This is a genomic window from Acinetobacter sp. YH12098, from assembly GCF_013419235.1.
GTDB lineage: Bacteria > Pseudomonadota > Gammaproteobacteria > Pseudomonadales > Moraxellaceae > Acinetobacter > Acinetobacter amyesii.
The window spans coordinates 22,281-34,502 of the sequence record NZ_VPAO01000012.1; the positions used below are offsets into that span (position 1 = coordinate 22,281).

12 protein-coding genes are annotated in these 12,222 nt (G+C 43.0%); 7 read left to right on the top strand and 5 right to left on the bottom strand.

The window, feature by feature from the left end; all coding sequences use genetic code 11:
* Positions 1 to 241 precede the first annotated feature (241 nt).
* Positions 242 to 1,573, top strand: a complete 1,332-nt coding sequence (locus tag FTU38_RS05085) for an alpha/beta hydrolase (protein WP_180110689.1) — start codon at positions 242 to 244, stop codon at positions 1,571 to 1,573.
* A gap of 63 nt (positions 1,574 to 1,636) precedes the next feature.
* Here FTU38_RS05085 and FTU38_RS05090 read toward each other — a convergent pair whose 3' ends face one another.
* Together FTU38_RS05090 and gshA are read right to left on the bottom strand one after the other, a co-directional pair.
* Positions 1,637 to 2,164, bottom strand: coding sequence for a disulfide bond formation protein B (locus FTU38_RS05090; RefSeq protein WP_180106736.1), 528 nt, complete (start codon positions 2,162 to 2,164; stop codon positions 1,637 to 1,639).
* Between the two features lie 21 nt (positions 2,165 to 2,185).
* Entirely contained in the window at positions 2,186 to 3,763 is a 1,578-nt protein-coding gene (gene gshA / locus FTU38_RS05095) for a glutamate--cysteine ligase (protein WP_180110690.1), read from the bottom strand.
* Positions 3,764 to 3,973: 210 nt separating this feature from the next.
* On the opposite strand from gshA, the gene FTU38_RS05100 reads away from it, so the two are divergent.
* The 4 genes from FTU38_RS05100 (at position 3,974) to FTU38_RS05115 (ending at position 7,167) form a co-directional block, all read left to right on the top strand.
* A complete protein-coding gene (locus FTU38_RS05100; protein ID WP_078190604.1) occupies positions 3,974 to 4,513 on the top strand; it encodes a DUF924 family protein in 540 nt (179 codons plus the stop codon).
* Positions 4,514 to 4,572: 59 nt separating this feature from the next.
* On the top strand, positions 4,573 to 5,130 hold the full coding sequence (locus FTU38_RS05105; RefSeq protein WP_180108874.1) for a hypothetical protein: 558 nt from the start codon (positions 4,573 to 4,575) through the stop codon (positions 5,128 to 5,130).
* Positions 5,131 to 5,156: 26 nt separating this feature from the next.
* Positions 5,157 to 6,467, top strand: coding sequence for a DUF445 domain-containing protein (locus FTU38_RS05110; RefSeq protein ID WP_180110691.1), 1,311 nt, complete (start codon positions 5,157 to 5,159; stop codon positions 6,465 to 6,467).
* A 106-nt stretch (positions 6,468 to 6,573) separates the two neighbouring features.
* The gene (locus FTU38_RS05115) at positions 6,574 to 7,167 is read left to right on the top strand and encodes a hypothetical protein (protein WP_180036023.1); all 594 of its coding nucleotides are present in this window, start codon (positions 6,574 to 6,576) and stop codon (positions 7,165 to 7,167) included.
* 59 nt (positions 7,168 to 7,226) lie between these two features.
* Here the strand turns inward: FTU38_RS05115 and FTU38_RS05120 are convergent, their stop codons facing one another.
* Positions 7,227 to 7,514: a DUF2798 domain-containing protein gene (locus tag FTU38_RS05120; RefSeq protein WP_372491143.1), complete on the bottom strand. Its 288-nt coding sequence runs from the start codon at positions 7,512 to 7,514 to the stop codon at positions 7,227 to 7,229.
* Between the two features lie 177 nt (positions 7,515 to 7,691).
* On the opposite strand from FTU38_RS05120, the gene argS reads away from it, so the two are divergent.
* Positions 7,692 to 9,482 (top strand): arginine--tRNA ligase, encoded by a 1,791-nt coding sequence (gene argS, locus FTU38_RS05125; protein ID WP_180073346.1) that lies wholly within the window; start codon positions 7,692 to 7,694, stop codon positions 9,480 to 9,482.
* A gap of 245 nt (positions 9,483 to 9,727) precedes the next feature.
* Positions 9,728 to 10,327, top strand: a complete 600-nt coding sequence (locus tag FTU38_RS05130) for an SPOR domain-containing protein (protein ID WP_078193250.1) — start codon at positions 9,728 to 9,730, stop codon at positions 10,325 to 10,327.
* 145 nt (positions 10,328 to 10,472) lie between these two features.
* On the opposite strand, the gene asd is transcribed toward FTU38_RS05130, so the two are convergent.
* Positions 10,473 to 11,324, bottom strand: a complete 852-nt coding sequence (gene asd / locus FTU38_RS05135; RefSeq protein WP_078193251.1) for an archaetidylserine decarboxylase — start codon at positions 11,322 to 11,324, stop codon at positions 10,473 to 10,475.
* Positions 11,321 to 12,169, bottom strand: coding sequence for a sulfurtransferase (locus FTU38_RS05140; RefSeq protein ID WP_180008663.1), 849 nt, complete (start codon positions 12,167 to 12,169; stop codon positions 11,321 to 11,323). Before FTU38_RS05140 ends, asd begins: the two co-directional genes overlap by 4 nt.
* Positions 12,170 to 12,222 lie beyond the last annotated feature (53 nt).

Here is a 12,222-nt window from a genome sequence, read left to right on the forward strand (position 1 = left end):
TTTTGATTCCAAATTGATCTTTAAATTGCCTTAAAAGTGGCATATAAGTGCTAACTACATCACATTTTATAAATTTGAATTTTTAGCAAAATTGTCAGACAAAAGGCATTCACCGACAGGTCTGTTATCGGTATTGTAAAAGCTGTTCGTGAGAATTTTATAAAATAAACAATGAAACTTCAGACTATTCCAGTAATAAATACAATCGAGGAATAGCATTGAATGTAAGGATAGGAACATTATGCCTAGCTTAACACCATTGCATGAAACCTATTGTAAATGGGATCGCACACCACCCAGTCAAGCAGATGTACTGGAAGGTTTGGCACAGCTCGTGACAATGCGTTTTAGTGATGTCGTGCATGACTTGATCAAAAACATTCAACGTGAAATTTTAATCAGTATTTTTGGAATGAGCGAACAAGGCTCGAAAGCCTTTCATAAGCAGCCGACCATTGCACGGATTTATGAATTTTCTTACAACACCTTTTTCAACTATGGCAATTATTTACTTGCACCAACGCTGCGTAGCATTATTGAAAAATTCCCACGCTTACACGACAAACCCCTCACCCCGTCTTTACATTTTTTAGTGGGCGCGCTGAATGGGGTCTTGGGCGACTATTTACTGAAATATCACAACCCGATGGCCTTACCCATGGTGGTTTACGACCATTATGGTGCGGTACAAAAAGGCGAATTAACCGGTCGTATTACCCTGTTGATTCATGGGCTCTGCATGAATCATCTGTCATGGTCGACAGCCAAATATGGCGGCATTGGTGAAAAATTACTGTCACAACGTGACCACAACACCATGCTGTATTTAAATTACAACACGGGTCGTCGTATCTCGACCAATGGTCGCAGCCTAGCCAATACATTAGAAGATTTGGTCCGTCGCAACCCCGGCATTACCAGTATCGACTTAATTGGCCATAGTATGGGAGGCTTAGTGTCCCGTAGTGCCATTTTTTATGGCAAACAAAATATGTATCAATGGATTCATCAAGTCGAAAATCTAGTCTGCTTGGGCTCACCACATCATGGTGCTGTGCTTGAACGTGTCGGATTTCATTTGCAAGATCAATTGGGCCGTTTCCCTTTGGTCAAAATCGTGGGGCATGTGGTGAATATTCGCAGTAACGGCATTTTAGATTTGCGCTATGGCAGCGTGCGTGATGATGATTGGGAACATAATGATGTCCGTATTGGACTCATGGACGACAACCGTAAACCAGCCCCGATTCCATCGCATATCAATACCTACCTCGTTGCAGGGACCATCGAATATGAACATCGTCGCAATAAAACGCGACATGTGATTGGAGATTACTTGGTCAGTGTGAAAAGTGCGTTAGGAGAACACCCAAATGCCCGGTATCAACTGAAAGTGCCAGATTCACATAAAGCAATTTTTTATGGCTTGAACCATTTTGAAATTCAGCATCATCCGCAAGTGGCTGAGCAAATCGTGCATTGGTTCTATCCAAACAATGACGATAAAGCTTGTGATCATATCTATGAATTTATGATGGACTTGGAAAGTGTGGAAGGCATTGCCCTAACCTAACGTACCCCCATTCAGACTCATAAAAAAAGCCCTCAACTGAGGGCTTTTTTATGTATCAATAAATTAAAATTTATCACGTAAACGTGGCACTGGTCTGCTTGGATATTTACGCAATAACTGCCAAAGACTGAGCAAGGTTAATACCGCAAAAAACACCAATGACCAAACCGGTAACGATTGCCCCAAGAACGCCCAATCCACTTTGGCACATTCACCAGAACCCGTCAGTACTTGCTCAAAGACCGATTTTAAAGGCAGCGTTTCTACCCAATAATCCAGTCCCGGACCACAACTCGGTACTTTATCTGGCGGTAAGTTTTGCAGCCAAATATGACGCGCAGCCACCCCAGCAGACCATAGAATTGACAGTGTCCCCAACAATGCGTAAATTCGTTTACCCCAATTCGATGCTGGATTGTGAATCAATGCAATCAATGAAATGATGCCGAGTCCAATCAAACCAATACGTTGGAATACGCACAACGGACAAGGTTCTAAGCCTTGTACATGTTCTAAAAACAGCGCAAAAGACATACCGATCACGCTGGCTAAAAACAACAAACCACTCACGAAGCGGAAACTCCATTTCATGGTAAATCCTCTTAAAATTTTTTATCTAAAGTTTTTCAAATATTCTTCAAAACTCAAGGTGCAGTCTTGCTCAAGTTGAGCCTGTTTTTCTAAAGACTGCTCAGCAACTTGTGCAAAATATGCTGCAATTTCTGGGCTCAAGACATGCTGCTCATACACTTCAGCATGTTGTAAGGCCATCAAGCTACCAAAGCCCCAAGTTCCACCTTGTTCTAAAGTATCGCTAATCATACGTGCCGACAATGTTTCATCGACTTCATCGATGCGTGATTGCATCACAGCCATTGCCTGAGTGTAAATATCTGTATTGTAAGAATCATCCAGCAATTCAGCCAACGGTTGCATCGCAGCAACATGTGTACGACACCATGTTTCAATTGGAATCGCTTGGCCTTGCTGTAAAATCACTGCGTTTGGCGCACGGCCACGGTTTACTACTTCAGCCTGATTTTTCTCAATTTCATTTTGTTCGGCATCTAACAATGCTGGGCTGTCTTGCAATAAACAGTATAAAGCCACCACTTCGAGCAAGCCTGCCGTGTCTTCATTGATCCCAATTGGGCTATAAGGATTGACGTCTACTGCGCGTAATTCTACATAACCCACACCACGATTTTGCAGGGCTTCAGATGGTGTTTCACCATCCTGTGGCACTTGTTTCGGACGAACCAAACTGTAGTATTCATTTTCAATTTGCAACACGTGGTCATTAATTTGAATCGGTTCACCCTGTTCATCATTTAAACCTAAATGACTAAATGCGGCATACGGGGTATGCACCGCTTTTTGCAAACCTTCCAAATACGCCTGAATGTCGTTGTAGTGAATCCCTAACTGTTTTTGTGCTGAATTTTGATAGCCAAAATTTCCCATACGCAGCGCCGTTGCATAGGGTAAAAATAGCGTGCCTTTTAAGAGCGGTAACAGCTGATGTTCACGTCCAGTCATAAAACATTTACACACCGACGGACTCGCCCCAACCAAAAACATCACCAATGGCGTTAAACGAATAAAATTACGGATCAGGCCGAAATAACGATGACTGCGATAATCCTGTAAGCTCAATGCCTTGAGGGCGTCGTCAGTTTCATGCTGTTGAAGTGCTTCAAAGAAATGATCTGGGAAGGATAAATTATAATGCACCCCTGAAATGGTCTGCATCCGGCGACCATAACGCACCCCTAAACCACGACGGTACAAGGTTTTAAAGCGCCCAATATTCGAGCTGCCATATTGCGCTAAACGAATACTGTCTTCGTCTTTATCCAACATGCATGGCATCGACAACGGCCAAAGTTTTTCACCATGTTCTAAATGCGTATGCGCAACAGCATGTATATCTTCCAGATAGTTCAACGCCTCTGTAATGGTTTCTTTTGGCGGCGTGATAAATTCCATTAAAGCTTCAGAATAGTCTGTCGTGATATGCGGATGAGTCAAAGCCGCACCCAAAGCTTGGGGATGGTCGGCCTGAGACAAGAAACCGTTGCTTTGCATACGCAAGCTTTCACGCTCAATACCGCGCAACATTCCTTTAATCAGCGAAGAATCTACCCAAGTCGGTAAAATGTCTTGAGAGGTCGATTCGGGTTGACTCATTGCTATCTCGCTTAAATGGAAGAAACTACTAAAATAAAATCATCAGTTTATATCAGTATAACGCGATTTGAAGTGGGCAAATGACCCACTGTATAGTTTTGAGACAAACCGTGATTTTATTTTGGCAATTTTTTATCACAAACTTACTCTATATGACATTTGAAATTTGTGATTTTATAAACAAATATATGCTAATAATGCTTAAAACTTATGAATTATCAAGATATTCTCGAATTTTGGTTTAACCCAGAAAATCAGCCTAATTGGTTCGCTAAAAGCAATAATTTTGATGTTTTAATCGAAAAAAAGTTTAAAGACATCCATCAAGCGGCCAGTCAAGCAGAACTGTGGCAATGGCGCACCACAGCCGAAGGTCGCTTGGCTGAAATTATTGTTTTAGATCAGTTTTCGCGAAATTTATTCCGTGACTCTGGCTTGGCTTTTGCCCAAGATGCACTGGCTTTGGCGCTTGCACAAGAAGCCATCGCGCAGGGTTTAGATCTACAATTAAGCCCTGAACAGCGCTCATTTTTATATATGCCCTTTATGCATAGCGAATCGACAAAAATCCATCAAAGCGCGTTAAAATTATTTGAGCAACTGGGCAATCCGATCAACTTAGAATTTGAAAAAAAGCATAAAGTGATTATCGATCGATTTGGACGTTACCCGCATCGCAATGCGGTATTGGGCAGAACATCTACAGCAGAGGAATTGGAATTTTTAACCCAGCCCAATTCTAGCTTTTAATTGACGGCTTTTGGCCAGTATCTCCCCTTGTCAAGAACCGACTGAACAGGAGTATGCGCATGAACAAACTCATTATCGCAGCAGCCATGACCGCAGCACTGGGCTTCACCGGCTGTGCAAGCACCCCATCGAAGCCTTTAACCTTCGAACAATTGGGTCGTTATACTGCAACGCCATTAAATGCTCAAAGCTATCGGATTAGCTTCCAAGCTAGACCCAATATGAGCTATGGCACTGCCGAAGAAATCACCTTGGTTAAAGCTGCTCAAACCACCCTACACAATGGCTTTCAATATTTTAAAGTCATGGATGACCCGAGTAACCGGAGTCAAAAACCGCCGCGCCAAGCAGTGATTTACCCAGACCCTATGCCTTATCCATATGGCTATTACCGTCGCCATCCCGGCTTTTGGCCAGGCCCGTTTTATGACGTTCCACAGGTGGTCACACTCGATCCAACTCAAGTTTCCTACAGTATTACTTGCTATAAAGATCGTGCCAAAGCCCCTCAGGATGCCTTTGATGCTCGCTTGATTTTGCAGTCACTCGGGGCTAAATATGGTTTAGACAGCCAAGGAAATCCTTTGCCTGTAGCTGCTGAGCCTGCCACCAAATAAGTCAACCCATAGAGACCCGATCATTGATGAACCCAATTGAACAGCCCGCTGTTTCACCCAGTCTGCAACGCAGTAAACGCTTTGCCACCATTGCTTTGGTGGTGGCTGTGCTGGCGTGGATTGCATTGATGATCGCAGCTAAATTGCTGCCCGAATACGTCTGGCTCATTCATATTTTGATGCTTTCAGCAGAAGCTGGAGTGGTTGGTGGTTTGGCAGACTGGTATGCGATAACCGTTTTATTTCGCAATCCCTTTGGTCGGATTCCGATTCCTAAATTTTTACGTGACCACACAGAAATTATTCCTCGTAATAAAGCACGCATTGCCGAGTCAATGGGCCGCTTTGTTCAGGAGAATTTTCTTTCACCACAAGTGGTTGAAAAAAGCTTAGCGGAGACGGATCTCTCTCTTGCCGTCGGGAAATGGTTGGCCAATCCGCACAATAATGCTCAAGTGACCCAAGTCATTCAGCAAACGGTACCGAAAATTTTCGAATTTGTCGGTCAGGAACAAATTGGACGATTTATCCAAAATAACAGCGTGCAATGGGTACGCAATACGCAAGTCAACCATCTTGCCAGTGAAATGCTACGGGCAGTTTTAGAAAATGACTTCCATCAAGATGTCCTGCAACGTGGACTGGATTTAGCCCATGATTGGATGCTACAACACCCTGAACAAACCCGTGATTTATCACGTCAATTGTTTAAAGAACTTGGAGTTTGGAAGCTCGCCAAAGGTGCGAGTTGGATTGGTATTGATGTACAGCAGCGCACCATTGATTCACTGGTCAGTCGTGTCGAGTCCATGCTTGCTGACCATGAACATCCGTGGCGTCGAAAAATTGAAGAAATGGCACAGCAACTCATGCATGAGTTGGCAGACAATCAAAGTGTAGCCAGCCAACGTTTGAATAGCACCAAGGACGCTTTATTAGACAGCCCACAAATGCTTAACTTTTTAAGCGGCGCTGTTGTGATTTTATGTGATGCGATTAAATCTGATCTACAAAAGCCGGACTCAGGTATTGCACAAAACCTACGCGTCGCCATTCAACAAGTGGGCGAAAATATTGTCTCTAACGTTGCTGTACGCCAATTGCTGAATGAAAAAATGAGTGATATTGCCATCAATCTCTCCGACCAATACAGTGAAAAAGTCATTCGGTTTATCAGTGAACGTATACATGAATGGGATTCACGTGAAATGATCGATAAGATCGAAAACGAAGTCGGTGGCGACTTGCATATGATTCGAGTCAATGGTGTCGTGGTCGGTGGTTTTATTGGCCTCGCACTGGGGATTATTCGTGCCTGTGTAGAATGGCTGCTCTAGCCGCCTGCAGCAGTCCTCCTCAAAGGAGATTGGCCGCAGGTTTGAGCTTTATGCGTAGAACCGTTAAACTTTGCCGATCCGAAAATTTAATAGAACAATAAAATCTATGCATTTACCTGCCATCTATACACTACCATTCATTCTAATCATCAGTAGCTTAAGCGCTTGCCAGACCATTTCCAAAACCAGTAGCACAGTCAGCGACAAAGTGATGGGCATGCTCGGTAAAGAAAAAGCCCCTGAAATCGATAAAAAAGGCACTGTCGATATCAGCAAAAGTACCCAACAACAGTTAGAAACCCTACTGACCAATATGCCGAAAAATCAGTGGGTCTATATTGAAAATGATCAACAAGGCACATCTACCCTCAAAAATAAATCGGCAGACAATTTCACCTTGAGCCTCAAATTGAATTGCAAAATCAGCACTCAGCGCCCAACTTTCAGTATAAGCAACGCGGATGGCCAAGAGATCCTAAAAGCACATGATACAAATGTGGGGCAAATTCAAATTCTGCTCGACAATAAAAACTTTGGAAATCCGTTTGAGACAGCCCATCAGCAAAAGTTCCAAAGCTTTAAAACCGCTGTCGCTCAGGCCAAAGTCATTAAAGTGTTTAATTCCTCAAAACTCTATACCTTCCAAAACAACAAAGCAGAATTACTCTCTAAAGCAGTAAGTTGTCGCGATAGCCTATAAATATTTAAAGCGAAATGCAGTAAGTCACCGTTTTACTCAACTGTGACTTACATGCAGTCTTATTTTGCAGGTGGCTGTGGCCCTGACATATCAACCAGCAGGCCTGTAAACTTTCGAACAAATGGCAATAAAATCAGTACAATGGGAAAAGCAATTGCCCATGAAATCATCCAATTATGCAGCCATAGTGTCAGAAATCCCTCAAACCACCCTAAATTTCTGAGCATATTAATAAACGAAATAATACCGCTCATCAGACAGGATAAAATAAACGGCACGATAATCAGCGCCCAGCGTGCAGCTAACTTCGGCACATTGCCAAAAATTTTAGGGGTGGGTTGTGACATGTCCATATACTCAAGCAATGATCCTGAATCTCTAAATCACTTATATCGTTTTACTTCGATATAAGCAATGCTTCACTTTTATCGAATATTTTTTATTCGCAACAAATGGGTTCACCTAAAGAGCCTGAAATTTGCTATATTTACCGTTTTTCTGCGACATTTATTTTTCGACTGATTATGAATACGGCAATACAAGCAGCGCTCGATCATGCAGTGCAATCCCTTCAAGCTGAAGGTGTACTCCCAACTGACTGGAACAATACTAGCAATTTGACCCGAACCAAAGACCGAAGCCACGGTGACTTTGCGTCAAACATTGCCATGATTGCCTCTAAAGCTGCAGGTATGAAGCCGCGTGATTTAGCCGAAAAAATTCTGGCAAATCTTCCAGAAGTCGCAGATATCAGCAAAGCAGAAATTGCAGGTCCTGGCTTTATTAACTTCTTTTTAAATGCTGACCAACGTTTTGCTGTCTTAGACCAAATTCAAGCTCAGAAAGATCAGTTCGGTCGCACACAGGCCAATGCTGAAAAACGTGTTCAAGTGGAATTCGTTTCAGCGAATCCAACGTCTAGCCTACATGTTGGTCATGGTCGTGGCGCAGCTTACGGTATGACCGTTGCCAATCTTCTTGAAGCAACAGGTGCCAAAGTTGACCGTGAATACTATGTCAACGATGCTGGTCGTCAAATGGATATCTTGGCGACATCGACTTACTTGCGTTATTTAGAATTGACCGGTCAACAACTGATCTTCCCTAAAAATGCATACCAAGGCGACTACGTTAAAGAAATCGCACAAAGCATTATCGACAAAGATGGCGATGCTTATGTACGCCCTGTTGCCGACATCTACAAAGATGTTCCTGAAGATGTGCAATATGCTGCCGAACTCGATAGCGAAGGCAATAAAGTCGTTGTTTCAGGTGATAAAGAAAAACACATTGATGGTTTGATTCATAATTCACAAAACCATTTGGCTGCGGGTTACCGTGTGTTCCATCAAGCTGCGCTGAAAGCCATTCTTGATGACATTAAAGATGACCTCGGTGAATTTGGCGTGACTTTCAATCAATGGTTCAGCGAAGCAACCTTGACTGAAAAAATTGATGAAGCATTACAAATGCTCGATCAACGTGGTTTCTTATACGAAAAAGATGGCAACATCTGGTTCAAATCAACTGAATTTGGTGATGAAAAAGACCGTGTTGTGAAACGTCGTAATGGTCAGACTACATACTTCGCATCCGACATTGCTTATCACTTAAATAAACTACAACGCGGATATACCGATATCATTGATATCTGGGGTTCAGACCACCACGGTTATATTGCACGTGTGAAAGCAGCGATTGATGCGCTTGGCTATGATTCTAAAAAATTGACGGTGCTTTTGGTTCAATTTGTGAGCCTATGGCGTGGCGGCGAGATGGTTCAAATGTCATCTCGTTCAGGTCAATTCGTGACTTTACGCGACTTACGTAAAGAAGTAGGCAACGATGCTGCTCGTTTCTACTATGTCATGCGTAAATCAGAACAACACATTGACTTCGACTTAGACCTTGCTGTGTCTCAAAGCAAAGACAATGCGGTGTACTACATCCAATACGCACACGCACGTATCTGCCGTATGCTCGAAAAAGCCGCTGCGACAGACGTTCAATTCTCTGCTGAAGCTGCGCGTCAATTTGCAGCTAAACTTGAGTTAGAAGCTGAAACTGAAGTTCTTGCTAAACTTGCGGCTTATCCTGAAATTGTGGTGCGTGCTGCAAACAGCTATGAACCACACCAAGTGGGTAACTACTTGAAAGAATTAGCGGCGTTGTTCCATGGTTGGTACAATGAAAATAAAGTCTTGGGTGATGATGCAGAACTGACTCAAGCACGCTTATTACTGTCTGTAAACGTACAGCAAGTTTTACGCAATGGTCTTGAATTATTGGGTGTGAGTGCGCCTGAATCAATGTAAGCCATTCTTAGTATACGTTAGAATCCGTCCATGTATGAACCATATACATTGACGCATATACAGGCTCTTTATGAGCCTGTATTTTCATGGATATTCAGTCATCTTTAAATGAAAACTTGAAGATGTTGAAATTGTGAAAATTAAACATAAACAGCATGACAGTCATGTAATATATAATAATCAGAACTTGGTTTTGGGTCAGTTCCCACTAGGTTCGTAACAATTAAAATTAAAGAGGTTTCCTCGTGTTTGGAAAAACGCAACGCGGTGTATCAGAGCGGCCAAATCAGCCTAAAAAACCATTGATTCCTGCATGGTTAGGTACACTTGTGATCATTTTAATCGTGTTGAGTTTCTTAGTGGCCTTAATGTTATGGAAGCCATGGGAGCCAGTAAAACCGAAAGGTCAAATTACCTCTGAACACTACCAAGAAGAAACCAATAAAGATTACCGTTTTTATGATCTGTTGCCTCAGCAACAAGTCACCCCGATTCCAGATCAAGCTGTGCCTGAAACAGATACTAAAGAAACCGTGGTGATCGTTGAAGCACCTGAAACGGATACCACTACACCGACTGAGCCGGGTATTGAAGCCACAGAAACAACACCTGCCCCTGCAAGCTATATTTTGCAAGTGCGTAGCTATGATGACCCTGACCAAGCCGATGCCCGTCGTGCAGAAATTATTTTAAATGGCTTATCTGCCGATGTGATCCAAAGTAATGAAAATGGCAAAGTTTGGTATCGCGTCGTGTCTGGCCCCTATGATTCACAAGAAGCTGCTGTGATTGCACAACAAACTTTACGTCATAGCAGTATCGACTCGATCGTCGTAAAACGCTAAATTTTGAATTTAAAAAAAGCGCCTGATGGCGCTTTTTTTTATTCATTCCTTTAATAAAGGGAGGTTAGAAGGGATTCTTTTTTGAATACATCAGCTTAGCTCAAAAACCTCTCCCTAACCCTCTCCTAAAGGGACAGGGAATTCATTAAATGGTATGCCCTAAAGCTTCGCCCATCACCACAGTCGAGTTGGCTTTAAAGGTCGCATCCCATTGCATTTTGTTTTCTTCAAACAACACAACCGCTGTTGAACCTAAATAGAAACGGCCCAATTCTGCACCTTTTTCTAAGAATAAATCGTGTTGATTCAGTTCCAAACGCCCTGTCGGTTTAACTTTACCTGTAGCCACGGTTTCAATACCTGCCACGATCATTGCACCTACCAGTACGACCGCCATACGACCAACTTCTGTATCAAATAAGCAGACCATGCGTTCATTACGAGCGAATAAACCCGGAATATTTTCAGCAGTGGTTTGGTTTACAGAGAATAATTCACCCGGTACATACAAAGTTTCTGTCAATGTCCCTGCAAATGGCATATGTACACGGTGGTAGTCTTTTGGAGACAAATAGACCGTAGCAAACTGACCATTTTTAAACGGCTCAGCCAATTGTGGATCGGCAATCAGGTTTTCAACAGTGAACTTCTGCCCTTTGGCCTGAAATACATCACCATTTTCAATTTTACCCAGTTGTGAAATCGCACCATCTGCGGGTGAAACAACACTGTTGGCATTTGCATCAACTACACGTACGCCTTCTTTTAAAGAACGAGTGAAAAATTCATTGAATGATTTAAATTTCAGGGCATTACTTTGCTCAGCAATCGACATGTCGATGCCATACTGTGCTTTAAATGCGGTAATCACAGCATTTTTCACCACAGGGTTTTCACTCGCAGCCAATTTACCCACGATACGTGATAATTTGTGCTGCGGAACAACACGCTGAGCTTGAATAAAAATTTGTTTTTTTAACTGAGATGTAAGGCTCAAGACGGCAACTCTCCGGTGATCACAGGACTATCGAGTCGGTTGCCCCACTCGCTCCACGCACCATCATAAGCTCGAATATTCCAACCGAGTAAACGTCCCAGTATATAAGCTAGGCCCGACCGATGATGGGACTGACAATATACCACCACAGGTTCGTTTAAATTGAATCCCAATTGTTCTAAGCGTTGTTGTGTGCGTTCTAAAGGATGCAATTTTAAATGATTTTCCCGGTTAAGGGCAGTACTCCATTCGAAATGTCGTGCCCCCGGAATGTGACCGCCGCGTCGCGCAGCCAAACGTAGGCCTGTATATTCATCTTCGGTACGGCAGTCCCATACTTGGATTTGCTCCTGCTGCACACGAGCCAATAGCTCATCATAATCTGTTTGATACTGAGCACGCGCCTCTGCACTTACTTCAACCAATGGGCTCACGGGTTCAAATTGCTCAATTTCAGACGAGGTCGGTAAGCCTGCCCCAAGCCAAGCATGGATGCCACCATTCAGTAGACTGGTATTTTCAAAACCGAGGCAATGTAAGTTCCAAATCAGTCGACCAGCCCATGCCCCACCTTCATCGTCATACACTACTACATGATGTTCTGGACTGATATTCAGATAGCTGATGAGCTGTTCTAAACCGGCTTGGTCAGGTAAAAGCCCCATCGCTTGTTCTTCTTGGCGCACTAACAGTTTCGGCTGCACATGCAGTGCATGTGGAATATGCAATTGGTCATAAACCGAACGACGACTCAAATCGACGATCCGTAGTTTTTCATTGCCCAGATGTGGAACCAATTCTTCCGCTTCAATCAGCAGACCAAAATTCAGTGTAGATGCTGTCATCGTTGTTCGTGTTGTATTTTGTGCGATTAAATTCGATCTTAGCATAAGTCATT